Annotated in this window: 25 protein-coding genes; 7 read left to right on the forward strand and 18 right to left on the reverse strand. The window is 65.9% G+C overall.

Annotation, left to right across the window (positions count from 1 at the left end):
• Nucleotides 1–3: 3 nt before the first annotated feature.
• From AB0F29_RS23715 to AB0F29_RS23730, 4 genes are read left to right on the forward strand one after another with little or no spacing between them, the layout of a single operon-like run.
• Nucleotides 4–657 (forward strand): hypothetical protein, encoded by a 654-nt coding sequence (locus AB0F29_RS23715; protein ID WP_361875184.1) that lies wholly within the window; start codon nucleotides 4–6, stop codon nucleotides 655–657.
• The gene (locus AB0F29_RS23720) at nucleotides 657–2,363 is read left to right on the forward strand and encodes a putative T7SS-secreted protein (protein WP_361875187.1); all 1,707 of its coding nucleotides are present in this window, start codon (nucleotides 657–659) and stop codon (nucleotides 2,361–2,363) included. Before AB0F29_RS23715 ends, AB0F29_RS23720 begins: the two co-directional genes overlap by 1 nt.
• Nucleotides 2,364–2,669 carry a YrhB domain-containing protein gene (locus tag AB0F29_RS23725; RefSeq protein ID WP_361875190.1) on the forward strand — a complete coding sequence of 102 codons (306 nt, stop codon included), beginning with the start codon at nucleotides 2,364–2,366 and terminating at the stop codon, nucleotides 2,667–2,669.
• Between the two features lies 1 nt (nucleotide 2,670).
• The gene (locus AB0F29_RS23730; protein ID WP_361875193.1) at nucleotides 2,671–3,972 is read left to right on the forward strand and encodes a YrhB domain-containing protein; all 1,302 of its coding nucleotides are present in this window, start codon (nucleotides 2,671–2,673) and stop codon (nucleotides 3,970–3,972) included.
• Between the two features lie 109 nt (nucleotides 3,973–4,081).
• Here AB0F29_RS23730 and AB0F29_RS23735 read toward each other — a convergent pair whose 3' ends face one another.
• Complete coding sequence (locus AB0F29_RS23735; protein WP_361875196.1) at nucleotides 4,082–4,336, reverse strand: DUF6332 family protein; 255 nt, start codon at nucleotides 4,334–4,336, stop codon at nucleotides 4,082–4,084.
• Between the two features lie 122 nt (nucleotides 4,337–4,458).
• Nucleotides 4,459–5,442, reverse strand: coding sequence for a winged helix-turn-helix domain-containing protein (locus AB0F29_RS23740; protein WP_361875199.1), 984 nt, complete (start codon nucleotides 5,440–5,442; stop codon nucleotides 4,459–4,461).
• An 88-nt stretch (nucleotides 5,443–5,530) separates the two neighbouring features.
• Here AB0F29_RS23740 and AB0F29_RS23745 point away from each other — a divergent pair, with 88 nt between their 5' ends.
• Complete coding sequence (locus AB0F29_RS23745; protein ID WP_361875202.1) at nucleotides 5,531–6,790, forward strand: MFS transporter; 1,260 nt, start codon at nucleotides 5,531–5,533, stop codon at nucleotides 6,788–6,790.
• Nucleotides 6,791–6,945: 155 nt separating this feature from the next.
• On the opposite strand, the gene AB0F29_RS23750 is transcribed toward AB0F29_RS23745, so the two are convergent.
• The 10 genes from AB0F29_RS23750 to AB0F29_RS23795 form a co-directional block, all read right to left on the reverse strand.
• Nucleotides 6,946–7,368, reverse strand: a complete 423-nt coding sequence (locus tag AB0F29_RS23750; RefSeq protein WP_361875205.1) for a hypothetical protein — start codon at nucleotides 7,366–7,368, stop codon at nucleotides 6,946–6,948.
• Nucleotides 7,369–7,872: 504 nt separating this feature from the next.
• Nucleotides 7,873–9,201, reverse strand: a complete 1,329-nt coding sequence (gene aroA / locus AB0F29_RS23755) for a 3-phosphoshikimate 1-carboxyvinyltransferase (protein WP_361875208.1) — start codon at nucleotides 9,199–9,201, stop codon at nucleotides 7,873–7,875.
• 125 nt (nucleotides 9,202–9,326) lie between these two features.
• Nucleotides 9,327–13,157 (reverse strand): amino acid adenylation domain-containing protein, encoded by a 3,831-nt coding sequence (locus AB0F29_RS23760; protein ID WP_361875211.1) that lies wholly within the window; start codon nucleotides 13,155–13,157, stop codon nucleotides 9,327–9,329.
• A 231-nt stretch (nucleotides 13,158–13,388) separates the two neighbouring features.
• Nucleotides 13,389–13,598, reverse strand: coding sequence for a hypothetical protein (locus AB0F29_RS23765; protein WP_361875213.1), 210 nt, complete (start codon nucleotides 13,596–13,598; stop codon nucleotides 13,389–13,391).
• A gap of 248 nt (nucleotides 13,599–13,846) precedes the next feature.
• Nucleotides 13,847–15,379, reverse strand: coding sequence for an asparagine synthase (glutamine-hydrolyzing) (gene asnB / locus AB0F29_RS23770; protein ID WP_361875216.1), 1,533 nt, complete (start codon nucleotides 15,377–15,379; stop codon nucleotides 13,847–13,849).
• Between the two features lies 1 nt (nucleotide 15,380).
• Entirely contained in the window at nucleotides 15,381–16,718 is a 1,338-nt protein-coding gene (gene aroA / locus AB0F29_RS23775) for a 3-phosphoshikimate 1-carboxyvinyltransferase (RefSeq protein WP_361875219.1), read from the reverse strand.
• 32 nt (nucleotides 16,719–16,750) lie between these two features.
• Nucleotides 16,751–18,127 carry a hypothetical protein gene (locus AB0F29_RS23780; protein WP_361875221.1) on the reverse strand — a complete coding sequence of 459 codons (1,377 nt, stop codon included), beginning with the start codon at nucleotides 18,125–18,127 and terminating at the stop codon, nucleotides 16,751–16,753.
• A 108-nt stretch (nucleotides 18,128–18,235) separates the two neighbouring features.
• On the reverse strand, nucleotides 18,236–18,430 hold the full coding sequence (locus AB0F29_RS23785; RefSeq protein ID WP_361875224.1) for a hypothetical protein: 195 nt from the start codon (nucleotides 18,428–18,430) through the stop codon (nucleotides 18,236–18,238).
• 514 nt (nucleotides 18,431–18,944) lie between these two features.
• A complete protein-coding gene (locus tag AB0F29_RS23790; RefSeq protein ID WP_361875227.1) occupies nucleotides 18,945–19,127 on the reverse strand; it encodes a hypothetical protein in 183 nt (60 codons plus the stop codon).
• Between the two features lies 1 nt (nucleotide 19,128).
• Nucleotides 19,129–19,446: a LysR family transcriptional regulator gene (locus AB0F29_RS23795; protein ID WP_361875230.1), complete on the reverse strand. Its 318-nt coding sequence runs from the start codon at nucleotides 19,444–19,446 to the stop codon at nucleotides 19,129–19,131.
• Here AB0F29_RS23795 and AB0F29_RS23800 point away from each other — a divergent pair.
• Nucleotides 19,428–20,366, forward strand: a complete 939-nt coding sequence (locus AB0F29_RS23800; protein WP_361875232.1) for a MaoC family dehydratase N-terminal domain-containing protein — start codon at nucleotides 19,428–19,430, stop codon at nucleotides 20,364–20,366. The genes AB0F29_RS23795 and AB0F29_RS23800 overlap by 19 nt on opposite strands.
• Before the next feature lie 447 nt (nucleotides 20,367–20,813).
• Here AB0F29_RS23800 and AB0F29_RS23805 read toward each other — a convergent pair whose 3' ends face one another.
• Nucleotides 20,814–21,188 (reverse strand): MerR family transcriptional regulator, encoded by a 375-nt coding sequence (locus tag AB0F29_RS23805; protein WP_361875235.1) that lies wholly within the window; start codon nucleotides 21,186–21,188, stop codon nucleotides 20,814–20,816.
• A gap of 165 nt (nucleotides 21,189–21,353) precedes the next feature.
• Between AB0F29_RS23805 and AB0F29_RS23810 the strand changes: the two genes are divergently transcribed.
• Nucleotides 21,354–22,487, forward strand: a complete 1,134-nt coding sequence (locus AB0F29_RS23810; protein WP_361875238.1) for an MFS transporter — start codon at nucleotides 21,354–21,356, stop codon at nucleotides 22,485–22,487.
• 99 nt (nucleotides 22,488–22,586) lie between these two features.
• On the opposite strand, the gene AB0F29_RS23815 is transcribed toward AB0F29_RS23810, so the two are convergent.
• From AB0F29_RS23815 to AB0F29_RS23835, 5 genes are all read right to left on the reverse strand, one after another.
• Entirely contained in the window at nucleotides 22,587–22,757 is a 171-nt protein-coding gene (locus tag AB0F29_RS23815) for a hypothetical protein (protein WP_361875241.1), read from the reverse strand.
• 305 nt (nucleotides 22,758–23,062) lie between these two features.
• Nucleotides 23,063–23,983 (reverse strand): LysR family transcriptional regulator, encoded by a 921-nt coding sequence (locus AB0F29_RS23820; protein WP_361875244.1) that lies wholly within the window; start codon nucleotides 23,981–23,983, stop codon nucleotides 23,063–23,065.
• A 325-nt stretch (nucleotides 23,984–24,308) separates the two neighbouring features.
• The gene (locus AB0F29_RS23825; RefSeq protein ID WP_361875247.1) at nucleotides 24,309–24,689 is read right to left on the reverse strand and encodes a hypothetical protein; all 381 of its coding nucleotides are present in this window, start codon (nucleotides 24,687–24,689) and stop codon (nucleotides 24,309–24,311) included.
• 228 nt (nucleotides 24,690–24,917) lie between these two features.
• Nucleotides 24,918–25,148 (reverse strand): hypothetical protein, encoded by a 231-nt coding sequence (locus AB0F29_RS23830; protein WP_361875250.1) that lies wholly within the window; start codon nucleotides 25,146–25,148, stop codon nucleotides 24,918–24,920.
• Nucleotides 25,149–25,605: 457 nt separating this feature from the next.
• Nucleotides 25,606–26,121, reverse strand: a complete 516-nt coding sequence (locus tag AB0F29_RS23835) for a MarR family winged helix-turn-helix transcriptional regulator (protein WP_361875253.1) — start codon at nucleotides 26,119–26,121, stop codon at nucleotides 25,606–25,608.
• Between the last annotated feature and the right edge of the window lie 94 nt (nucleotides 26,122–26,215).

Consider the following 26,215-nt stretch of genomic DNA (forward strand, 5'->3'; position numbering starts at 1 on the left):
CACATGAACGGGGGCGGCGAGGACCTCAAGACTCAGGGTCTGAACCTGATCGCCAAGGGGCTGACCGATGCGCTCGGCGAGTTGAAGGAACTCGGCATGGTCGGGCAGGCGGGCAGAGGACGCGGCTTCGGAGAAATTGCCTTGTCCGGACTGGAGTTGGGCGAAGAGGGACTCACCAAGGAGTTCACATCGTTCTGCGAGCGCTGGGAGTGGGGCGTCCGCTCCCTGATCAGCGAGGGCAACGGGCTCGCCGTCGGCACGGGACTGTCCGCCGGTACGTACTACGAGAACGAGCAGTACGTCGAGGGCACCTTCAAGGTTGTCGCCAACTCGGCCATCGGTAACCCGTACGCCTCCGAGGACGAGGTCACCCAACAGGGGTGGGGGGACCTCGCCACGTCCGGCGCCTTCGGCGGAGTCGACTACAGCCAGGAGTCGTGGGACCGGGCCGGCGAGAACATCGAGCAGGGCTGGAAGGACGCCGGGCGGGATGTGATGACCTCCCAGACCATCGGCCCCATAGGACTCAACCCGGAGAACCTGCATGGCAAGTTCGGTGTCTCCGAGGCTGAGTACGACCGCATGCTGGACGACACCTTCGGCCCGTCCCCCGAGGCACGCGCCGAGGTAGCCCAACAGCAGCGGGATGACGGCTGATGGGCGTCCTCGGGGACATCGGCGACGGCCTCAAAAGCCTCGGTGGCGATGTCAAAGATGGCCTGAACGACGGCATTGGCGCCCTTGAGGACGGTCTCGACGCAGGCAAAAGGCTCGTCGGTGAAGGCGTCGACTGGGGCACGAACAAGGTCGGGGACGGCCTGGACCATGTGGGCTTGCACGGCGCCGCCGATGCTGTCGAGGACTGGGGCGACGAGGTCGCCTCCGATCTGGGTGCCACGCCGGGCGAACAGCAACTTGGCCAGACCGAGGACGCCAACGAGCTCGTCCACGGCAATCCCGGCAGGATCTCCGAAAGCGCCAAGCACCTCAAGGACTTCCAGGCCGCGTTCGACAAGGTCGGCCAAGGCATGCGCAGTCTCGACTCCGCGCACTGGAGAGGCGAAGGCGGTGATGCCTTCCGTAAGAAGTTCGAGATGCACCCCAGCAAATGGCTTCACGCGTCCGACGCGTGCGAGACCGCAGGGGTTGCTCTGGACGCGTATGCCGACACCGTCAAGTGGGCGCAGACACAGGCGAAGGAGGCCATTGCCCTCTACAAGAAGGGCAAACAGGCCTCCGAGCAGGCGGTGACGACGTACAACGAGCGCATCGACGCGTACAACGCGAAGATCAAGGCGGACCAGGACCCCGGCCCGGTGCCCGAGCCGTTCAAGGATCCCGGCAGAGCCGACATCGAGGGTGCCCGGGAGAAGCTAGCCGAAGCCCGCCGTCAGCGGAACACAGCTGCCGCAACGGCCCGCGGCAAGATCAAGGCGGCGCTGGCGCACGCCCCCGCCGAGCCTCCACCGCTGGACCGTCTCGGAGACAACCTCGTCGACGGCTTTCACGCCGTGAACACCGAACTCACTCATGTCGCCGGCGGCGCCCTCAAGGGTGCTTCCGGAATTCTCAATTTCGCCCGTGGCCTCAACCCTCTCGACCCCTACAACCTCACTCACCCTGCCGAGTACGCCCAGAACGTCAATATGACACTGTCCGGTCTGGTGTCCACGGCGGCACATCCGGAGCGCATCGTCCAGGCCGCGGTGGACGGCTTCAAGAAGGATCCTTCCGAGTTCATCGGTCGTCTTCTGCCTGAACTCGTCGGCACGAAGGGCGCCGGGTTCGTCCGTAGCGGAACACGCCTCGGACTGAAGTACGCGGACGACATCCCCGGCACCACGCCGTCGAAGTGGAGTGACCTGGCGCGCAGCACGGAAACAGTGAAAGAGAAGGCCATCCACTACGAGTCGGTGGATCCGAAGAAGGCCCAGGAGTTTCTCGACTCTGAGTACCCGTGGCTCAGGGAGGTCAACAACACAGGGCAGCCCGGATACACGTTGAACTGTAGCCACAATACAGTGACCGTGGACCGTCGCCTGGACGGCATTGATGTCAGTGCGGCCCCTAAGCAGGGTGGTGACCACATCCCGCCGGAGCAGCTCGGCATGAAGGACAGACCCAAGGGCCAGTACGACTTCGTAAATAGCTACGATGAGATCATCCGTGACCTCCAAGCCCGCGGGGAAGGCTCAAGAAGCGCTGTATATATCAGCCGCCCCAACAACACTGCCCATATTTTCAATGCCGTGAACACGCCACACGGTGTAGTGTTCCTCGATGGCCAGAGTGGAACTCTGGGAATACTAGAGAGAAACGTATCATCCATCGGTCACATCCCGTATCGCAATGGAGCCCCATAGATGGTAACCAAAGACGAAGCCGTGAGAAGCGCCGAAGCGTTCCTACGACAGGTCGCATACCCGGACCGAGCGGACTCCATCGTCATGCGCCCGGATACTGCTATTGAATTCACCTACGGCTGGACAGTCTGCTTCGATTTCAAGGAGCACATCGAAACAGGAGATTTCACTCAGGCCCCCTTCTCTGCCGTGATCGTGGTTCCGCACGACCGCTCCGCCGCGCACTTCGCCCCTACATTCCCGCCGACAGAGGAATACATGGCCCTCCAAGCCTCGGGCAACTGGCCCCCCAGGAAAGGGCAGTAACATGCTCCGCCCCGACCAACAGGCCGCAACCTGGCTCGCCCATACCTACCGCGGGCTCGCGGAACCGGCGGCGCCCCACCCCGTGGCCGAGTCGGCCACGGCCTGGCTCATGGCCTGCCGGACCGTGCAGCAGCCCGGCTTCCCGCACACCCCCATGCTCGCGGCCTCGGTCGTCGTCCCCAAGGACGGCAGCTCCCCCTTCCACCCCGCGCCGAGCGCGCCCTTCGCCGACCTGGAGCCCGCCGCGTCGTACGAGGCCGCTGTCGCCCGCAGCCAGAACCAAGGGCGCAGGATCAACGCGCGCGGCACCGTGGTGGCCATGCACTCGGCGATCAATGGCAGCCCCTCCGTACCGCTCGCATGGCAGCCTTCGGACGAGGCGCCCGGCTGGTGGAGCAGGCTGACCCGCCGGTACTTCCCCGAGTTCGAGCGGGTGAGCGCGAACAGTTGGGACGAGGTCGTGAAGGCGGTCGCGGAGCCCGGGCCCGACACCCGGGGCCTGGTGTGGATTCGCCGCGAACTCGGCGGTCACGAAGCCACGGGCAATCTGGTGTACGCGCACAACAACAAGGGGCAGGTCGTCTTCCTCGACAGCCTGACGTCGTCCCTCGCCCGGTTGGACACCGACCAGGTGCGCGAGTTGGTCCTCGTCCGTGCCCTGCCCGAGGCGCTGAGGGCTCCACGTCGGCCCTGGGAGCAGGAGGCTCACGACTTCGAGGCTGCGGCGACCAAGGCCCGGCTGTGGCTGGAGCACGCGTACGGAGGCGAAGCCGAGCTGGTCGGGCCCACCACCGGCGACGAGACCCGGCGGGGCTGGGTCTTCTCCTGCGACACCCGGCGGCACCTGCGCGGGGGACGCTGGCAGGACACCATGCTCGACGCGACACTGGTCGTACCCAAGGACACCGCCGAGCCGTTCAGTCTGCCGAATGCGGATCCCTGGGAGTGGCTGGCCCACTGGGATGCGGGAGGCGTCCCCGGCACCGGGAAGTTCCCGACTCCTCCCCCGCCCGGCCGTGCCGACTGGTTCGACTCGACCCTCGCCCAGCTCGGTCCCGTCCTGTCGACGTCGGATCACCAGGTCTGGTCCTCGGCGGTCGACGAACTGTCGTCCTTCCCTGCCGGGTCACGGGCCCTGATCTGGATCCGCCGCACGGACGGCCGGGGCCGCGAGGCCGTGGGATGGCTGGTCAACGGAGTCACCACAGCGACTGGAGTACTACTCCTCGACGGCTCGTCCGAGGAACCCGTGTCGTTCGACCCGACCGGAGTCCACGCGTTGCACGTGATCCGGTACCGCTGAGGCCGCCGCCGCTCCAGGTGGAGCCGGCCCGCTCCGGAGCCCGCTCCACCTGCCGCTGTCCGAGGCCCTCCCCCCGACCGGCTCTGCCGCGCTGCATCGAGCCGTGCCGTCAGTGGCCTTTACGGCGCTCCACGTCGAAGCGGCACAGGACCCGTACCAGACGCCACACGCCGACCGCCCCTCCGGCCAGGGCTCCCCCCGTCCGTACGCCTTCGGACGCCGCATCGGAGAGGTCAAGGACAAGGGTGAGGGTCAGCGCGACGGCGAAGACCGCCCCAGCAAGGGCGGCAGCGGTCACCAGGGCAAAGGCGATCTCTACCGTCATCGCATCCTTCTCCCACCGCGACTCGCGCCCCATATCCATGCCGGAAGTCTCGCAGCGCGGTCAAGCCCAGGTGCCCGATTCAGACGGCGTCCGGCCCCCACGGATCACCGCCCTGACCTGCTCCAACAAGCACGCCGAAAGGCCAGTGCCTGTCCGAGCCCTCAGCCCGAACCGGCGACCAGTGCCTCGCCGAGCGGGGTACGCCGGTAGAGCACCGACCGTCCGGACCGGGCGCGGGCGAGCAGTCCCGCGTCCCTCAGGATGGCGAGGTGGTCTCCCACCGCGCCGGGTGCCATGGCGAGGCTTCGGGCGAGGTGGCTGGTACTGGCCGGGGCGTCCAGCGCCAACAGCAGCCTGGCTCGGGCCCGGCCGACCAGGGCGGTCAGCGCGTCCGGGCGGGGGGCGGCGGTCTCCTGTTCGCCCCACAGGGCGGCGGTGCCGCGGGCGCGATAGATCAAGGTCCGGGGCCAGGGGTCTTCCGTATGGGCGGCGATATTCCTGACGAAGGCCGAGGGGATCAGCAGGAGCCCGTCGCCGGCGAGGCGGACCGTCCCGACGTGGGGGAAGTGGCCGATCTCGATGCCGCCGGCTCGCCAGGTGATGCTCGAATGCAGGCTCTCGATGGTCGTGGCCCATCCGTGTTCGCCGATCACACCCACCCGGTGCACGATGTCGCGCTCACAGATCGCGCGCAGTTGCGGCCAGTCCGGGGCGAGCAGTTCGTGCCATGCCCGGTCCATCGCCTCGGCGATCCTGGAGACGGCGTCCGGTGAGTCCAGCACGGCGCTTACGCGGGGATCACGAACGGACGGGGCGGTCGCGTTGGCGGCGAATTCGCGGCGGGCCGTTTCCAGCGGGGTGGCCCGGATCTTGGCCAGGTCGTCCGTCCAGGTCTGGTTGAGCCCGCGCGGGGGCGGAGCGACGAAGTTCGGTCCGCCTTGCGGGGTCTGCAGAGCGATGACGGCGTTCAGTTCGCTCTCACGGCGAAGCCGTTCAAAGGCCGGCAGGAGCCGGGCGGCCCAGGCCCGCGGCAGCGGCCTGTCCCGGCCGGCGAGCGAGCCCAGCAGGAAGCACAGGTCCATCGCGGGCGACAGTGCGAAGCGGCTGCGCAGCAGGTCCTCGACGGAGACTTCGAAGCGCAGCACCCGGCCACGTTACCGCGAGACGTTGTTCCGATTCGTCCAGCGACGAATCATTGGTGCGTGACGTGGGCGCACGGTGAGGCTGCGCGTCATGACCCCAACCGCCCGGCCCGCGCAGGGCAACCACCGTGCCACCTACTGGGAAGTGCTGTCCGAGCCGCGGTTCCGGCTGCTCTTCTCGACCCGCGCCGTCGCGATCACGGCGGACGCGCTGCGGATCACCACGTTCTCGGTTCTGGTCTTCTCGTCCACCGGCTCCGCGCTGCTCAGCGCAGTGGCCTTCGGCATCGGCTTCATCCCGCAGCTGTTCGGTTCGCTGTTGCTGGGCTCGCTGGCCGACCGGCTGCCGCCCCGCGCGCTCATCACCGGCGGCTACGCCTTGACCTGCGCCACCGCTCTGCTGCTCGCCCTGGTGCGGATGCCGGTCGCGGCGAGCCTCGGTGTCGTGGCGCTGGTCTCTCTCACCACACCGGTGTTTCACGGCGCGTCGAGTCGGCTGGTCGCTCAGTCGCTGGAGGGTGACGCCTACGTACTGGGCCGTTCGCTGAACAACATCGCCGGCGCCGGCGCGCAGTTGTTCGGTCTGGCGCTGGGAGGGGCGGCCGTCGCGGCACTCGGACCACGCCGGGCGCTCGCGGTCAGTGCCGTCCTCTACCTTGGCTGCGCACTCGCTGTCCGCCTCCGGCTCCCCCGACTGGAGCCGGGGGAGTTCGACGGCGCATCCGGCAGTGCCGGAGGCGATAGCGGCGCCGTCCGTACGAGCCTCCAAGGTGCGGGGCAGCTGCTGCGCGGACGCACGGTGCGACGGCTGATGGTGGCCCAGTGGCTACCCGTAGCACTGGTAGCGGGCGCGGAAGGCCTCATCGTCGCCTACGCGGGAGAACGCCGCTTCGCGCCCGGCTGGTACGCGGTGCTGATGGGCTGTCTTCCGGTGGGCATGCTCGTCGGTGATCTGCTGGTGGGTCGACTGCTACGGCCACGCACCCGGGAGCGACTGGTAGCCCCGTTGGTCGCGCTGGCGGGCCTGCCTCTGATCGGCTTCGCCGCCGAGCCCGGGGTGGGCGCCTCGTCCGGCCTGCTGCTGCTCAGCGGCCTCGGATACGCCTACGGCCTGGGCCTGCAACGCCCGTTCCTGGACGCGCTGCCGCAGGACGGCCGGGGCCAGGCCTTCGGCTTGCTCGGCTCCGGCAGCATGACGTTGCAGGGCGTCGGACCGGTCTGCCTGGGCGCGGTGGCCGCAGTCGTCGGAACAGGTGGTGCCATCGCTCTCGCGGGCGGCGCGGTGGCGCTCACCGCCGGCTGGATTCTCACCTGGCACCCGGAGCCGCCCACCTCGATGACGAGACGCTGACGTGCTCGGCGGGCGCTCCCGACGCCGAGGTCCGGCACGTTCCCCGGGGCTCGCCGGACCCGACCCCCGTCCCCCGTACCCGACCCGTGTCCCCCGGACCCGACCCGGGGCCCCCGGACCCGACCCCGGGGCCCCGGGACCTGATCCGGACGGGCTCACAGCCGCTTGAGCCCGACGTACTGGAGGGCTGCGAAGCCGCCGACGGTCAGGCTCTGCAGCACGATCCAGACCGTGCCGACGCCGGTCGGGGAGAGTACACCGGAGACCACTGTCACCAGGCTGAGCACAACCCACAGCAGGTTCGCCACGATGACCGCCGTCAGTCCCGTGCGGTTGATCTCCTTCCGTGTCCCGACGGCGAGCACTCCCAGCGCGTAGAGGAGCAGGAAGACCCCGACCGGGTACTGGACTGCCGTCGTGATGCCGAAGAAGGAGTCGAGGACCGTGGCGAGTGCCAGGTACGCGATGCCGTTGAGGCCGGTGACCACCGCGTCCAGCTTGAGCGCCAGCCTCGCGAACCCGTCGGATCCCGTCGCCCTCGCGTAGGAGGTAACCCCGTCGTACTGCGTCGAAGTCATGGTCGTCTTCCTCTCGTGCACCAGGGAGTCGCCCGGATGGAAGCGGCCCCTCCGTGGGGCCTCCGAACAATGTCGAAGGTAGGCGGCCCCGCGGAGGGCCTCAATTACCTCCGAGGTCATCAGCCCCTCGCGTCCAGCAGCCGCTCGGGCACTGACCAGCGCAGATCCGAGGGGGCGGCAGGCCCTGGCCTGGCCCCGCTTCTCCGGGATGACCTCCTTGATACCGCTGAAACCGCAGCCGACTCCGCAGGCACCCCGAATACGGGTACGTCACCCCGCTCGAAACGGGAACCTTGCTCGGGCACGGCCTCACCCCCACAGCGTGAACACCCGCTGTCCCGGGCCCGGGGGGAACTCACAGCGCCCTCAACTACCTCTCACCGGTGGAGTTCGAACAGCAGCACCTGTGAGCAGATGAGCCATCGATCGCGGCATGAGCCCCTGTGTCCACACTCCGGGGGACGCCTCGGCTGTAGCTCGTCACCTCATCTGTGGAACGCGGGCTCAGCGGCTGGCGGCCGTCCGGTCACTGGACAGACCGAGATCGGAAAGCATCTCGAAGAAGGTTGGACACGTCTTGGCGACACAAGCGGGATGATCCAGCGAAATTCCACGACCACCTATACCGATGAGCGCGGATGCCATGGCCATGCGGTGGTCGTCCCTGGTCTGCACCTCGGCCCAACGAACAGTTCCCGGTTCGATCAGCCATCCGTCGGGCCGCTCCTGCACGCGAGCACCCACCGCACGCAGGACCGCGGTCATCGCGTCGATTCGATCGCATTCGTGGTGTCGAATGTGTTCGACGCCGGAAATTTCTACCGGGGCATCGGCGAACGCCGACAACGCGGCGACAGTCAGGGCCACATCGGAGCAGGCGTTGAGGTTGAAATGGTGACCACCGCGCAGGCGGGTCAGCCCCTGCGGACGTCGGATGCGCACGCCGAAGTCTCCGGTCCAGTCAGCCGTACATCCGAATGCGGTGAGGATCTCGACGAACTGGATGTCGGGCTGCCGGCTGGCGCGTGCCAGATTCGTCAACTCGATGGCACCACCGGCAACGGCGGGTAGGGCGGCGAAGTAAGTGGCGGTCGACGCATCCGCCTCGACATCGAACTTGGTGGCTCGGTATTCGACCGGCTCCACGTCGATGCGGCTCAGGTCGTCGGAAGCCTCGACTCGGGCACCGAACCGCCGCATGCAGTCGATCGTCATGCGGACGTACTCCGACTGCACCACCGTACCGTCGGTGGTGATCCGGATCGGGGTGGTGTTCATGGGCGCGGCCAGCAACAGTCCGCTCAGGTATTGGCTGGAAACGCTGCCGTCGACATGTGCGCTCGAGCTCCGGATGCTGCCACCCCGGACTGTAATCGGGTAACGCCCGGGATTCTCGGAGTACTCGAGCGGATCACCGAGCTGGTTCAGGGCCGCACCGAGCCCGTCGATCGGCCGCTTCGCCATCTGCGCGCTCGACGTCAGATGCCATTCACCGGATTCGCCGAATGCGAGCACACAGGGCAGAAAACGGGCGATTGTTCCTGCCGATCCGACATTGATCGTCGCCTGCGGCACCGGGCGCTGCCGGCCGATTCCCGTGATCTCGATCTCGTCGTCCCGGACCAGGACCTTGCATCCCAGAGCCTGGGCCGCGTCCAGCCCGCGTTCCGTGTCATCACTGAACAGCGGATTGGTTATGAGAGAGGTTCCGGTGCTCGACACGGCAAGGGCGATCGCCCGGTTCGTGATGCTTTTGCTGCCCGGTATCCGGACCGATCCACTGACCTTCCCGTTGGCCGGGTGAACCACAATCCGGTCTGTCCCTGTTTCCATGTGCGATATCGCCCTCTCTGTCACTTCCGTCGTTCGTGCCGCTGGTTGCAATGCCTCGTTTTCCTGGCACCTGCGCTGTGCGGAATAGTCCCGGAATCCGGCCCGAGTACGCCGTCCGCGGACACTCATACCCGGCCCAGGGTGACGTGCGGCGTCCGAGAACTCTCCTTGGGGAGTTTGGTGGTCGTCGGTTCGGTGAGCGCCGCGATGACGGTGCTCGCGGTGTGCTCTACGTGCGGAGTGCGCAGGATCTGATAGTGATTGGCGTCGAGGGTGCCACTCGTGTAGCTCACGTCGGTGGCGGCCGTGTCGAGGAATGAGTAGTCGTCGCCGGCGGCGCGGATGATGGTGATGGCGGCAGCGAGGTTGCGATCGGCCAGTTCGGTGAACGTGTACTCGAACTCGCACGTCTTTTCGACGAGCCGGGTGATCCGGTCGGCGAGACTCGTGTCGATCTCGAGATCGGATGCGACTGCCTTCAGGAAGGAGTCGCGGCCCGTCACCGTGGCGGCGACGCTGTCGGCGAGTGGTCCGTCGGTGCGACCGAAGAACACGGAGAACAGCAGACGCTTGAACCAGGTCTCGCGATAGCGGCCGTCAGCGCCCGGGGTGGCGGGTTCCTGCTGGATGCTGGGTGAGCCGGGGGCCAGGAGGATGACTCTGTCTACCGTTTCACCTTGGGTTTCGAGCTGGTGGGCCACCTCGAAGGCGATCCGCGCACCGAAGGAGTAGCCGATGAGGTTGTACGGGCCGTGGGGCTGGATGCGGCGGACCTGCTCGATATCGCGGCGTGCCATGACCACGATGGTGTCGTCCTCGATGTCTTCGCCGTCGTTGAGCCCGTGTGCTTGCAGGCCGTAGCACCGGTAGGAGGTCCCGGCGACGGACGCGGCGAGGGCGCGCAGGTTCATCGGGTAGCCGCCGAGTCCCGACCAGAGGAAGACGGGATGGTCGCCCTTCCCGGCCAGCGGGACGGCCCTTGAGAATACTGCGGTGTTTTCGGCGCTCAGTGCGCGGGCCTGCTTGGCGATGGTGTCGTGCTCGAATATCGCCTGAACAGGAAGGGGGACACCGAACCTGGCGCGGATGTTCTTGACGAGCCGGACCGCAGCTATCGAGTTCCCACCAAGGGTGAAGAAGGACGTTGCAGTCGATACGGGGCTGTCGTGCTGCAGGGTCTCTTGCCACAACTGGGCAAGCTGGTGTTCAACGAGTGTCGCCGGGGCGACGTAGGCGTCCTCGTCGGGATGGTCGGCTCGGACGAGTTCGGCCTCGTGAAGCGCACGAATGTCGATCTTCCCGCTGGGAGTCCGCGGCAGGTCGTCGAGTATGCGGATCACGTCGGGCAGCATGTAGTGCGGCAGCATTTCGGCGATGTCGGTGGTGATGATCTCCGCGAGCCCTTGCGCGTGGAGTACGTCCTCATCCGTGCCGTCGTGAGCGATCTGGTCATCCGTCACGGGTCCGCCGAGGGCGAAGTAGGACGACTCGCCCTGGGTTCCGGTGGACGCACGGATTCGGCGGGCAGTGGCCAGCTCGTGTCCGCTGAACGAGCTGTACCCCGAGGACATGAGACCGAGATTCCGATCGTTCATCTTGACGCGTTGGAGGGCACGGCCGAGGTCGATGTAGGACTCCGGTGAGCCGGTGGAGGTGAGAACGAGTCCGAACGACGCCTTGTCGTAGACCCGCTGGTTGACCGCGATGACGTCTTTACGACGAATCAGCGGATCGGTGCTGACCCGGGTGAGGACGGAACCGTTCGACTCGTACACGCCGCGGTGTTCAGGTGCGCCGCCCAGTATTTCGACGCGACCCCGGACCGCAGGCAGCGGGTCTGCGCTGTCGGCATCTGTCAAGGGCCACGAGCCGATCACGAACCGATCCCCAGGGTCGACACCGATGAGGGCGGGGTCGGCGGCGGACAGGTCGTTGCGGTCGCCGACGCGATGGCCGGCGGCCGGTGCGATCGTGTCCAGGAGACCGAGCAGGTGTCCGGCTTCGAGGTGCAGGACCTCGTCGACGTTGGTCGGGTAGACCGACGAGATCACCGAACGCTGGCCCACCAGGACAAGATCGACACTGGTGCGGTGATCATCTGCGGGCGTGGCGTGGACGAAGTGCAGTGTGGCGGTCCTGGGATTCAGGTAGTACATGCCGTCAGCGACGGCGGGCAGACCGGCGATCCGGACATAGACCTGCACGCCGTACAGCGCGCCGGTTGAGGCGTATGCGTATTGGGGCAGTAGCCGGGACTCACTGCGGTACTGGACGAGTGAGCGAAGAACGAATGCCAGCGACGACATCGACCAGTCACCGGTGTGCGGGCCGGATAGTTCTCGGGGTGTCCCGACGAATGCGGTGAGCTGGGCAAGCAGCTGGGGATCGGTCTCAACCGAGTGGAAAGTCCGGTAGGGCTTGTGGCCGAACGCGATCCGGCGAAGGAGCAGGTCATCTTCCGGGGAGACGGGAAGCGCGATGGCCGGCGTCGCATGGTCCTTCCACGGACCAAGATCCGCTACCTGGACCGAGGTGTGGTGCACCCCCTGGTCGAGGACGGCGGCTTCATGCGGGTTGAGCTCGACGTGTGCCACGAGCCGCGGGGCATCGTCGTCGCCGCGGTCGACCGTGAACACACCGGCGTGCCGGACCCATTCGTGATTCTCCAGGGCATTGCGGATCTCGTCGAGCTCGATCCGGTGGCCACGGATCTTGACCTGGGAGTCGGTACGGCCACGGAAGTGGAAGATACCGTCGATGAGTTCGCCGACATCGCCGGTGCGGTAAAGCCGCGTCGGGGTGCCGTTGATGACCCGGGTGACGAAGCGGCGGTCGGTCTCCTCGGGCCGGTTGCGGTAGCCGCGGGCCAGCTGCAGACCCGAGATGCCGATCTCGCCGGTGGCGGAGTCTGTCGGCTCGCCGGCTTCATCGAGGAGATGAAAGGCGAGCCCATCGACCGGGAGCCCGATGGGAACCACCCCGGCCGCCGATGCCGGGCCGTCCAGTGGGCGAGGGAGCGGGTAGAAGGAGGAGTTGATCGTGGTTTCGGTTGGCCCGTACACGTTCATGATCCGAGCGGCGGGAAGCATGCCGACGGCCGTGGCGCCGAGTCGGGACGAGAGAGACTCACCGCCGCTCGCGACAAGGCGCAACGAGGTGCAAGCGGAGAAAGTCGGCTCCTCGCAGAGTGCCTGCAGCAGAGTCGGCACGACTTGCAGGTGGGTGACCTGGTGAGTAGTCACAGCGTCGATCAGCGCCTCAGGATCCCGGTAGAGATCAGGGTCACCGATGACCACTGCAGCGCCGGTCGCGTTCGCCAGGAACTCCCATTGCGCGGCATCGAAGCTGATCGGTGTCTTGTGCACGATTCGGGCTCCTGGCCCGAGATCGAGGCCGGAGTTGATCCATCTCATTTGATGAGCCAGCGACGTCTGCGGAATCTCCACTCCCTTGGGAGCTCCGGTGGAACCAGAGGTGTAGAGCACGAAGGCGATAGCGTCGGGCGCAGCGGTATCGCGGGGTGTGTCGCCCCCACCGGTAGCAGGAATGTCGGGGACAGCGGGAATCTCGGCGATGGAGACGTCGGTGCCGGCGACGATCTCTTCCAGTTCGCCCCGGAGTTCTGCCGGAGTCAAGATCAGATCGACGTCACCGGCGCGGACCATGTAGCGGATGCGGTCCTCGGGGTAAGTGGGAGCCAACGGCACATAGGCGACGCCGCTGAACAGCGCACCCCAGGCCGCCGCGACAAGGGCGGGAGAGGGTGCGAAGTACAGACCGACGGTGCGCGGTTTGGCTGCGGTGATGATCTGCTGAGCTGCCGCGACCATCCGGCCCATCGACTGGAATGAGATCACGCCGTCGCGTGACACCACCGCAGGGGCATCGGGCTGGGCGGCGAGGTGATGCAGGAATTGGCCACAGAGATCGGAGGCGGTGATGGATGGAGCGTTCATGGTAAGTCAACCCCCCTGAAATTATTTGCACTTAAAGAAAATAGAACAACCGGCCGCGACCGTGAAGCGATCAGCGATCCCTGTTCGTTGCAGGGCAAGCCATGAGGGAACTGTGTTCTTGGACAGGGCAGGCTTGCCGAGAAAAGTTGCCGCATCTCATTGCCTGCCGGGCAGGCAATGAGATGCGGCAAGCCATCAGGAACATTTCCGGTGCAACCAGAGCGCGGACCGTCAGCGGAGCATTTGCATCGAGGAGATCAGGTCGATGAGGCCCTGAGACGATACATCTGAGGTGGATTGCTGGACGAGTGGTCCGGAGTTCTCCTCGCCGGCCGGATACAGGCACACCAGCCACCCGTCGATCGGCATGTCCGGTATGAATGCTCCCGACTGTGGTGCCACCACGATTTCCGTATCGGCACTGAGCATTCCGGCCAGCACCGATCGTTCCGCAGACAGCTGCTCCGCAGTCAGAGCGAGTCCGGTATGCACATGGACGGCGGTCTGCAGCGATCCGAGTGGCTCATGGAGGCCTTGCCGCGGATCTAGTGATCTCACACCAGTTCCAAGACCAATTTCTGGGTGTCCCACTTCAGTGCCCTCTCCAGCCGATCGGAGTCCTTGTGCATCAGGGTTCGATCATTGCGATGGCGGGTGCTTGCTGATGAATCATGAGAAAGATCCCGCGATCAGGACACGAAGGTGAAATAGCCGGTTTCGTCGTAGTCGTACCCGGCCAGCTTGTGTCGTTCTTCCGGAACGGGGTAGCCCTTTTTGAGATATTCCGCGAGAAAGTACCTTTCTTCTGGAGTCGTCAGGCCGAGTCGGACATCCACGCCGCCGTGAACCTCGGCGGCCATGCTCGCGGCGTATTCACGAAGCTGCGATTTCAGTCCGCTGCCGTCCGGCATACGGATCTTCGGGCGGTGGACGATGTAGTCCGGAAGCAGGTCCGCGACAGCCTCGCGCAGGATCCATTTCTCCACCCCGTCGCGGATCTTCACCGAGAACGGCAGACCGAGCGTGAATGTCGCGAGATCCAGATCGAGGAAAGGGACCCGTGTCTCGACCGAATGAGCCATGCTCATTCGGTCGACCCGCTGAATATCAGTCCTGTGCAGGTTGCGTGTGCGGTAACGAACCAGCTCCACCGGGTCAGGGTGGGTGCGGAACAGGTCGTAGCCGCCGAGCAGTTCGTCGCTGCCTTCGCCGCAGATCGCCACCTTGAAGCCGTGTCGCTGGATCAGCCGATAGGCGAAATAGGAGATGCACGAATCCATGGCGTCGATGGCTTCGAAGAACTCCCCGTACTGGACCACGGCCGGGATTGCGGCGACGACATCGTCCATGGAAATTTCTTCGACGTGGTGCGCGATGCCCTGCTCTTCGCAGTACCGCCGGGCAACCTCGATGTCCGCCGAGCCCTTGAAGCCGACGGTGAACGCGACGACGTTGTCGTGGTAGCGGCGTGCCGCGGCGAGCACTGCGGCACTGTCGATGCCGCCGCTGAACGTGACCGCCACCGGCAAGTCGGTATCGACATGACTCCGCACCGCCTGGTGGAACAGGTCCCGATACGTCTGGACGAGCGCGCCCTCATCGATGCCGCGTTCGTCCGGATCGGGCGAGGTGTCCAGGACGGTGGAGAAGCGCTGATAGGTCGTACCGTCGTACCAGTGCCCGGGTTCGAACTCCACCGGCTGGTGGCCCTCGGCATCCCCGAAGCTCTTCAGCTCCGAGGCGATCAGCACCGCTTCGCTGGTCTCGGAGAAGTAGAGCGGCTTGATGCCGAAGGGATCCCGTGCGACGACGAAACCGTTGTCGGCATCGCTGAAGATCACCAGGGCGTACATGCCGGAAATGCGGGAGAAGGCCTGCTTTCCCCACGCCAGATATGCGTTGAGGACGACTTCGGTGTCCGTGCCGGTCTCGAACTCGAAACCCAGTGCTACCAACTCTTTTCGGAGCGGGTCGGTGTTGAACAACTCACCGTTGTAGAAGAGCGTCAGCCCCTCCCGCACGACCGGTTGGACGCCGTGGTCCCGATCCGTGATCGCCAGCCTGTTCGTGCCCGCAGCCCACCGGTCCGTGATCCGCGTTTCCCCGAAATTCTCGGCATCGCCCCGATGCGATATCCGGAGCAACATCGACTGGAGCGCACTGGCCAGGGTGGCATCGGTCGAGCGCGCCCCCTTGGTAATGATCGCCGCGATGCCGCACATACTAGGCACCCGCCTTGACGGCAGGCTCCGCCGACAGCTGCAGATCGATTCCCAGTTCGGCGGCATCCCGGAAGAAGTCGGGATAGGTCTGACCGACAACGCCGGAGTTCTCGATGACCAATCCATGCTTGCTCCGAGCCCCAATGAGCGTGAAGGCGAGCACGATCGCGTGGTCGAAATGACTGTCGATGACCGCGGACCTGGTGGCACCCGCCGGGTTGCCGTGAATGATGAGGCTGTCCACGGTTTCCTCGGACTCGATGCCCACCTTGCTCAATTCCTTACGGAAGTCGGAGATCCGATCGCACTCCTTGTACCGGATGTGCTCGATGTTGCGGAAGATGCTGGTTCCGTCGGCGTGCGCGGACAGCGCGGCCAGGGGCAGGACGGAGTCCGGTGACAAGGATCCGTCGAAATCGAGCGGCTTCAGCGCCGCCGGATCTCCTTGGATACGAATCTCGTCGGACCCGGCGGTGACGTTCCCACCGGCGGACCGGACATAGTCGACTACACCGTCGAGTTCGGTCAGCCCGGTGTGCCGGATCGACACGTCGGAATCCAGTGCTGCCGCGAGCGCCAACAGGGCCGCGGTGCTCGCGGGATCGCTGCCGACGGAGAATTCAGCCGGAGCGAAGGCAGTGCCCGCAGCGATCTGGTAGTGCAATCCGTCTGGAGACGCGGAGGTTTCGACCCCTGCGATGGCGAGCACCTGCTGAGTCGTCCGCACCATGGACGGGGCTTTGAGCTCGTCCGGCACGTGGATTTCCAGGTCCGAATCGAGCCGACCACCCAGATAGAGCAACCCACTGAGGAACTGCGAGCTCTTGCGGGACTCGATCGAGGTGCTTCCGCCGTGGACGCCGGCGCCGTGGGTGCTGATCGGCAGCCGTCCGTCGCGTTCCTGCCAGTCGGCGTCGACACCGAGCAGGCGAAGTGCATCGAGCATCTCGATGTTCGAGCGTCTGCCGAGCGATTCGGGGTACTTCGTCACGAACGTCGTGCGGTGCAGATGCGCGGTGGCACCGAGCAGCAACCGCAACACGATGCCCGAGTTGCCGACGTCGATCGTCTGGTCGTTCCTCAGCTCGGTAGGCCCGACCACGACGAGATCGTCGCCCTCGAAACTGATCTCGGCGCCCAGAGTCTCGACCGCGTCGATCAGTGCTCGCACATTGCGGCTGTTGGCAATCCGACGGATCCGACTCCTGCCCGGCGCCATGCCCGCGGCAAGAACGGCGCGGGCGGAGTAGCTCTTCGAACCGGGCGGCGTGACAGTGCCGCGCAACGAAGCACTCGGTGTGATTCGAGCGGCGGTCGGCGCGATCGTGGATGTCGACATGGTGACCCCTCCTGTAATGCTGTTTCTGCTGTTCAGGACTGTGTTTCGGTGCGATCGACGACGGCGCCGAGTGCTTCCAACTGCTCGACGAACTCAGGGAAGCTATCGATCAGACTGTGCAGATCCGAGAACTTGACCGGGTTGGTCGCGCCGACGGCTGCGGCCATGGCCGGCAGCAGGATGCGATGATCACCGTCGTCACCGATGACGATTCCGCCCCGCGGTGCGCCGTCGAGGGGTTCGGTGTGGAAACCGGTGACGACATCGCGGTGATCGCGCACCTCGCGGATATCGAATCCCATGCGCGCCAACGTTTTTACGATCAGCTCCACCCTGCGGGTCTTGTGGTTGTTCACGTGGTCGCAGTTGACCACCGTGACCGCACCGCGCGAATAGGCGGCAATGGCAGCCAAACTGGTCACCGCCGTCGGCACGTCACTTCCATCGATCACCACCGGCTCCGACGGATAGCCGGTCCGCCGAATCCGCAGCGTGAGTTCGTCCGGGTCGTACACTGCCTCGACACCGAGTTTGGCGATCGCACGGAAGAACAGGTCCTCGGATTCCAGCCCGGACGGCGTGAAATTCTTGATCGCGACCTCGTGCTTCCCCACCTCGCCTGCTGCGGCAACCACCGCGAAATAGGTGATCGACGTGAAATCGGTCGCGATCTGATACGCGCTCGCGGGATACCCACCCGGCTCGGCGACAGCCGACCACTCCCACCCGTGTTGCGCGCGGTGCGCCAGCCCGGTCCTGACACCGAGCGCGCCCAACATCTCACGGGTCAGTGCGATGTAGGGGGCTCCGACGACGCGACGAGTCGCGGCCCGCACTCGCAGCTCCTCGCTGATGAACGGCGCAGACAGCATCAACGCCGTCACGAGCTGCGAACTGTCGACCGTATCGACGACATGCGTGGCCTGCTGACCACACGACCTGCCGCGGCCCTTGATGGAGACGACGTACTCCGAGTCGGTGCCATAGGTACTCAGGACAGCGCCGAGCTGATGGGTGAGCACACCTAGGTGTTTCGCGACCGGACGATTCATCATCCCCCTGGTCGCCCGGAAATGCGTGGTTCCGCCGCTGACCGCGGCAAGCACGCCCAGAACACGGAGAGTGAACGCCGATCCCGCGACATCGACCTCACGAACGGGACTGGCCGAAGCGGCATCCGGGTCCACCGTTATCGACGCCCGCTCACCATCGATGGTGGATGTCGCACCGAATTGGTTCAAACCTGCGAGCAGTAACCTGGTCTCTCGCGACCAAGCGGCGTTGGTGACGGTCGACGTGCCCGATCGCGTTAAAGCACCGGTGACGAGCGCGCGCTGAGTGTGCGGCTTGGAAGCGGGCGCAGTGACCATGCCGACCAGCCCTCGGACGCCATTGTGAATAGAGAGCATGCGACTAACCGCCAACAATCGAGAAAGCGCTGATCTCGACCAAGAGCTCACGCTTTTCGAGTTCCGTACGAACGATGGCGTTGACCCCACGCTTGTGGGCACTGATTCTCATATGTCGATCTCCTCTTTCTGCTGAAGTGCGTCTACCGTCGGCTGGTGCCCATGTGCAGGCACCCGTACCGCGAACGAGATGGAAAGTAATGCGATCGCGGGAAGTAGATACGAGTACGGCGTCGCCAGTTCTCGGACAACGGTCGCGTCGTAGTGGTTACTGACTTCATTCGAGATGAGGCTGATACTCATACCGATCATGACGATTCAAAAGCCGGAAGTCGAGCGTGAATACGCTCTCCGGTGCCGCACCGATATCCGACTGACCGGAGCCTCCGACGCTTTCGACCATCAATGCGTGGCCGCCGCAGTGGCGATACCTATACATCCTTCCGTTGCGACGATTGCTCAATCAGACTACCGACGGACTGCCCCCTGCGAAATGGCGATTGACGAATGGCGGATACGTAGGACGTATACCACCAGGCGATCGCTGTACTGTGACTGGATATAGGCGGAGGAGTTTGTCGTGTTTCAGACTTTGTGGCTGGGCGGTTGAGTCACTCGTGAAGGAGCATCCGACAAATCGGGTGTACCCGTCGATATGGCGATGGTCGAGGCGGCCCTCCGGGAGAAGGTCAGCGAGCAATTGATCGGCCGCTGGCAGGTCAGAGTTCCTGGAGGGTGGCAAATCAGCCCTGACCGCTGGGCGGTCCGGGCCATCGAGCCGGGAGGCGCAACGGGAGGCCGAGTTCGCCGAGCCGGCTCAGGCGCTGGGTGAGGCCGCGGTCGAGTCGCAAGGTGTGCTGTAGACCAGGGACAGATTCAGGTCACCCGCGTCGAGCCACTCCTGCGGGTGCCCGGAGTAGGCGGTCGAAACCCGGGGGTCGACGTCCGGGTGCTTCTCCACGATCACCTGCACCAGCGGCGGAACCAGAAGGTCGACCACGCTACCCAGGAGCCGGGCGGACCTCTGCCCGTGCTCGTTCCCGTTCCGAAATGGCCCGTCGGGCCCGCTCGTTCAGGGTGCGGCCGGCCTCGGTCGGGCGCATGCCCTGTCTCGAGCGGTCGAACAAGGCGACACCGAGTTCCTCCTCAAGGCCGAGGATCTTCCTGGTTGCCGCGGATTGCGCCAGGTGCAAGAGCTGAGCGGCCTTGATGAGGCTCCCGGTCTCGGCCACTCTCAAGACGGCTGCGAGCTGTTTGAGATCCACACCGGGTTCCGTCCGCCGATGCTCCCCAAGGATGAATGCATGAAGAACTATCATTCGACATCCGCGGTTATGACATCACATCATGGATTCGTTCGCGCGCCATTCCGTCATCGACCGCAGGACGACACACTGTGACCACTTGGAAAGACTGGATCGGGACCTCCCGCTCGGCCGCCGCGCTGCTGGACGTCGGGCAGGCGAACAGGATGGCGGTCACCCTTGACCGGGAGCCGGGCTTCAAGCCGGGCGACGCCCTGCCGCCCGGTTGGCACTGGCTCTACTTCCACGACATCGTCCGGGCTTCGCGCCTCGGCGGCGACGGGCATCCCGCGCTCGGCGTGACGATGCCGGCGGTGCCCCTGCCTCGCAGGATGTGGGCAGGCGGCGAGCTCGTCTTCCATACCCCGCTGCCGCTTGGCGCCATCGCGAACACGACCGCGACGATCCGGTCGATCGAGGAAAAGCACGGACGCACCGGCCCGCTGTACTTCGTTACCGTCGATCACGAGGTCACAGTCGAGGGCACGTTGGCGCTGTCGGAATCCCAGACCATCGTCTACCGCGAACTCCCGACAGAGGCGGCCGCGCCCGGAGGACCGGCCGCGCCCGGAAACGCGGAGTTCAGCGATACCTGGGAGCTGGACAGCACCGCGCTCTTCCGCTACTCGGCCCTCACGTTCAACGGCCACCGCATCCACTACGACGCCGACTACGCCCGGACCGTCGAGGGTTACCCGAACCTCGTCATCCACGGTCCGCTCCTGGCCACCCTGCTGCTGGATCTCGCCGCGCGGCAGGACCGTCCGCTCGGATCGTTCCGCTACTGGGCCAGGTCTCCGCTCTTCCTCCCTGACGCCTTCACCGTCAACGGCCGCCGCGCGGGCAAGAACACCGCACTGTGGGCAGCTTCCGCAGACGGACGCCTGGCGATGGAGGCCGAAGCCTTCGACCGTAAGGATGGTTCCGATGACTGAAGTCGCCGCCGACGACCAGCACCGCCAACACCTCGCGGCGGTTCGTCTCCGGCAACACGGTCCACGACGTCTGCTGAGAGCCGCCATCGTCCCTGTCCGGGGCCGACGTCCGCTCCGGCGACGTCCGTGACGCACCGCCTTCCCCCTGGTCACGCGCCTTCAGACGCGCGACCGCTGCGGCCGGCCGCAGCAGGCCGTCACTCCCGATAACCGGCGTGTCCACACCCTCTTGTGCAACGTCCCCCACACACAGGCCGATTGGGGGCATCTGGTCCCTACTGCGGCGCGGGCCGCCGGCCGATGCCGCCTTCATCGAACCCGACGACCTCACCCGTACCCTCCGCAGGAGTCTGCGGCAGCTTCAGTACCGGCCCGACCTGATCGACGGCTGCCCCGCCGAGACCGGCCCTACGATCACCGGCCACCGCCCGACCCCCACCGAAAACCTCAGCAGGAGGCTTGGATGTCGCGGCGTACGGCGTCGAGGTAGTCGGTGATGGCTCGGTGGTTCTTGGTGAGGCATTCGATTTTTTCGGCCATACGGTCACGTTCGTGTTCGAGCGTTGCGACCATGTCTGGCGTGACGTAGGGCATGTGGATCGTGCGGGGGGTGTTCAGGCAGGGCAGGATCCGCTTGATGATCCGTGTGGGCAGCCCTGCGTCGAGCAGGCCTCGGACCTGGAGAACCCGGTCAACGACGTACTCCTCATAGTCCCGGTATCCGTTGGGCAGTCGATCTGACGCGATCAGTTCCTGCTCCTCGTAGTAGCGCAGCAACCTCACCGGAGTCCGCGTGCGCGTCGACAACTCACCGATCCGCATGTCCCTCTCCTCGCCCTCTGTGGCTGGTTGTTGTATGACTCAGCGGACACCGACTTGACCCTCACACTAATGTCACCCTTCGATCATAGGGCCATGACACAATCAAACACTCTGCCAGCTCCGGCGACAACGGACGCCCGGCTCCCACTGGCGGGTCTTCTGGCCTTGTCCACCACCGCGTTCATTACGCTCCTGACCGAGACGATGCCCGCCGGGGTGCTTCCCGGGATGAGCCGAGACCTGGGTGTGAGCGAGAGCACCGCCGGGCAGAGCGTCACCGTCTTCGCGATCGGGGCGATCGTCGCCGCGATCCCGCTCACCAAGGCGACGATCGGCTGGCCGCGCCGACACTTGCTGCTGTCGGCGATCGCAGGATTCGCGGTCGCCAACACCGTCACCGCGCTCTCCGACAGCTTCGCACTTACGCTAGCCTCCCGGTTCCTCGGCGGCATCGTCGGCGGGTTGCTCTGGGCGCTGTTGGCCGGGTACGCGGTACGGATGGTTCCCTCACACCAGCGCGGCAAGGCACTGGCGATCGCGATGGGCGGCGCAACCGTTGCCCTGTCCGTCGGAGTCCCTGCTGCGGCGTTTCTGGCCAAGCTCGTCGAGTGGCGATACGCGTTCGGGATCATGACCGTCCTCACGCTCGCGTTGATCGTGTGGGTCATCGCGGCGGTGCCGAACTTCCCCGGACAGCCCAAGGGCTCACGGATCCCGCTGACCAGCACCCTTCGCATTCCCGGCGTAGCGCCCGTGCTCTTCGTGACCCTCACGTTCGTGCTCGCCCACAGCATCCTCTACACCTACATCGCCCCGTACCTCAAGCCGCTCGGCATGGCAGGTCAAGTCGACGCTGTGCTGCTCACGTTCGGCCTGGTATCGCTGGTGAGCATCTGGATCGCCGGAGCGCTCGTCCAGCGGCGCCTGCGCCTCCTCATGATCCTCGCGTGTGTGCTCTTCGCGGCAAGCGCGCTGCTGCTCGGTATCTTCTCCGGCACGCCTTCGCTCGTCTACGCCAGCGCAGCGCTCTGGGGGCTCGCGTTCGGCGGCACCTCCACTCTCCTGCAGACCGCAGTCGCCGATGCGGCAGGCGACGCCGGCGATGTCGCCCAAGCACTGCTCACCACCGGATGGAACGTCGGAATCGCCGGTGGCGGCATCATCGGAGGCGTCGTCCTCAGCGGATTGGACGCATCCTGGCTGACGTGGATCGCGCTCGCACTGCTCGTCCCCGCACTCGCCACTGTGCTCGCGGCACACAAGAACGGGTTCACCACGGGAGAGCTCGGCAGCCGCTGAACCACCGCTGCCCCTGGCTGAGACCCGGGAGCAGAACCCAGTGGATCGCGCGTGGGTCCGGCGATCCGTACGCACGGAAAGGAATCCTTGAAATCGACCTCATTGACTGGGTGTCCTCTGCCACGGCACTGCGGACACCACGGCGTTGTTCAGCCGATCCGCGTAGATCCGGTACGCCTCGCGCTCGGCCAGGGACGCGCCGTTGGCGCCGGGTGTCGCCGCTGCGGCGAACAGCGTGTGGTGCAGATCGGGCAGGGCGGTGACGTGCAAGGTGCAGCCCTGCGCACGCGGCGCACTCCGCGTCCCGTGCGCAGGGCCTCCCGCGGCGCTTCGCTCAGGCCGTTATGGTCGGCCAGGCGGCGGACGGTCGTACCGGGCGCCGTCTTCCACGCCACCTAACCAGCATAAACAGCCCCTACAACCCCTGAAAGGACAAGGGAAAGCCGGCCGGACCGGCAGCCCTCGCGCCCCCAGTAAGATCAACAAACCTCCAAAAACCCCACCACGATCACCACAAGGGATCAACAACGGTTTCAGGTTTCAGGAGGAAGTACCGGCGTTGTCGTCCGGCTCCGTCAATAGCACACCGGTCGATGAGTCGAAGCTTCCGCGCGTGGAGTTGTCGACGCGGCGATCGTTTCGGTCACCGGGCAAAGGGTGCGCCGGGCGTGGTCGACGAACGCATCGACCTCGGGGCGACCGCTCGCACTCCAGATCAGAGACGAAACCACCGTTGGAGCCTGCTGCAGGGGTATGTAGACGATGGCGGAATGCCGGTAGAAGGAGGCGGTGGACGCCGGGGTGATTCCGAAGACCGCCTTCGTCGTGGCGATGGTGGTGATGCAGTCCTCGACATCATTGGCGATTCGGTCGCGCAGGTTATTGTGCGGATGGCCCCAAAGATGGTGCGGCGTAGTGCTGCCGTGGCTGGGGCGGACCAGACCGTAGGAGGCGAGGTCCGCGAAGGACACCGCCTCCCTGGTGGCCAGCGGGTCGGCGGCGCTGACCGCGACGACGCGAGGCTCGCGATTGATGCGGAGGTCTTTGTAGCGTGGGTTAGGCGTCCACTCACGCACGAGCGCCAGATCGACGATGGCTGTATCGAGTGCCATGAGTGGTGTCGGCATGCGGGCGAGTTCGATGTCCTGGTGCAGGTTCTGCGCGCGCCAGGTATGCAGGAGCGTTTCCATCGCTGGGATCAATCCGGACCAGGCATAGGCGATGCGTAAGGGCGGAGTTTGCCCGGGTGCGTCGAGAGCGCTGTCGAACGCCTTCAGGAGTTGGCGGGCGGTATCGGCGAATCCACGGCCGACGGCGGTCGGGGCTGCGCCGCGGCCCGCACGGGTGAGGAGGGTCACGGATAACCGTTGTTCGAGTTCCTGCATGGCGCGGGTGATCGAGGGTTGAGTGAGCCCGAGCCGTTGTGCGGCCCGAACCATGCTGCCTTCATTGACGATGGTCACGAAGATCCGGAGATGGCGCATTTCTATCTTCACGCTACGGTTATACCTAACATTCCGCACTTCTCGATACTCCCTGTCCACGCTCCGGGACGGTTTTTACAAAGAATTAGGGGTGTGACCTGCATAATCAAAGGCGCGTTCCGGGCGCGCCGCGCATGCCTCATCGCGCGCCGCGCCAGCGGATGCTGTGCGCGCCTGTCCGGGCGCGCATCAGCCGGGTGCGCACCGTGGCGCGCCCACGGTTCACAGGGAACCCGCACTCACCACCGTCAGGCCGCCCGCGCAGGGCCGAGTGCGCAGGCTTTGCACAGAATTCACAATGGCGCCCGGCCACCCTGCCGCCCGGAAAGCCGGCCGATCACGCGCCCGTGACCTGCGGTGGCCGCCCCGTGATCGGGGTGCTGCGGTACGGGGGCGACTGCACCATACGTACGGCGGCGGGCTCCAGATGCGGCACGGGCCAACGTCCGCCCGCGGCTTCGCCGTGGTGGCCGTCGTCGCGGTCCTCTTCGCTGTCCGCGGGCTGCGCGGGCGGGTCCCCGGTTCCGGCGCAGGCCCCGCAGTCGACACTGTGGCCGTCCACCGTGATCTTCCCGTCCTGGCAGTGCGGGCACCAAAACATCCGCGTCGTCTCCTGGCCCTCCTGTTCGCACAGCAGCTGACGCGTCAGTTGCAGCAGCCGTGTGTATCGCCAGTCCTGTTCCAGGACCGGGATGTACTCGCGATCGGCCCAGCCCATGACCGCACTTCCGCCCCTCAGCTCTACTGCTCCCGTTCAACTGCGGTTTCCGTATTCGGGGGCCGGGGTTAATTGAGTGCCTGCATTTCAGCATGCTATTAACCTGGATTCCGTACGGAATCCAGGTTTCACGGTGCAATATTCTTTCGACGTCTCGTGCAGGGGTTTACGCGTAGACGGATACCGGCGCTATCCGCGCTGGATTCAGCTCTTTCCCGTCATAGTGCATCACCGTCGGGGCGGCGGCATTTCATGGGGGTGGGGTTTCGCTTCGTCGGCCTGGACGAGGAGGCGATGGTGTGCGTGGTGACAGGTCCAGATCTCCGCAGGGGTGAGCGGGGCCGGGGCTTTGAGCGGGTGGGTCTCGCGGTGCCGTAGGCGGGCCAGGCCGTCGAGGAGAGCGGTCAGCAAGAGGGTGTCTGGCTGGACGTAGGTGTCCGGGCCGCGGCGTGGGCTCACCGGTGTTCCCCTTCGTGCACGTCGAAGAGGATGCAGGGCCCTCGGGAAAGTGGTGGGGGCAGCCGTCCAGGGTCGGCATCCCGAGGACGGTCTTGCCGTCGTGCCGGCGTACCCGGACGGCGCCGTGGGTCAGCGACCGCGGGATCGAGTAGTGCCACGATCCGGGATGATCGGTTTCCAGGGCGCAGCTCACGCGGTCTTATACCTGGCGTTCGGCGTGGGGTCCGCCGTCGATGGCGAGGACGGCGGCCGCCATGGCCGGAGTCATGAAGCGCAGCGAGGTGCAGGGCCGGCACGTTCCCGCGGAGCGCGCCCGAACACGGTCTGCTGTTCCACGTCGTTGAAACCGTCCGAAAGCCGCTCGGCGTCGCTCACGGTCGAGGATTCCCGTCCCGCGCTGCCCCGGGGCCCTTCCTGGCCGGCGCCCCGTATTCCGGCGAGCCCGGGCATCCGGGCATCATGAAGTGCGGGGCGTCGCCCCCGGATTCCCGTCGGCCTCGATATTGGCGACCATCCTGCGCAGTACCTTGAGCGCGGCCACGTACTCCTCGTCGCTGATGCCCTGGTGGACTTCGGCGCGTACCTCGGTCGCCAGCTCACGCAGCCGCACTCGGGCGGCCTCCCCGGTATCCGTCAGGTGCAGCCGCTGCCCGTCGTCGGTCCTGAGCCACTCGCGGTGCAGCAACTGGTCCACGACCCTGGCGATCTCGTGCGGCCCGTCGGCAAGGTGCGTCAGCCGGTCGACGACCTCATCGCGGCTCGGCCCCGCGGGGCCGCCGCCGTTCACGCAGTTGATTACCCAGTACTGCGGCTGTGTGACGTCGATCCTGGCCATCGCGTCACGCAGATGCCGCGTGACGGTCGCGTGGGCCAGGCCGCTCCAGTAGCCGATCGGCTGAGTGGCCAGCATGTCATCGGTGGCGGCCGGGTTCGCCGGCGCCTGGTCGGTGGTGTTTCCGGTCGTTGATCCCATGATCGCGACGCTACGTTTCCCGCAGCGTCCATTCAAGGCGCGGCATTCATGCGGAACGCCGCGCGAAGACGAACGATCATTCGGACGCCGCTGG

The sequence above is a fragment of the Streptomyces sp. NPDC026589 genome, assembly GCF_040638385.1.
Lineage (GTDB): Bacteria > Actinomycetota > Actinomycetes > Streptomycetales > Streptomycetaceae > Streptomyces.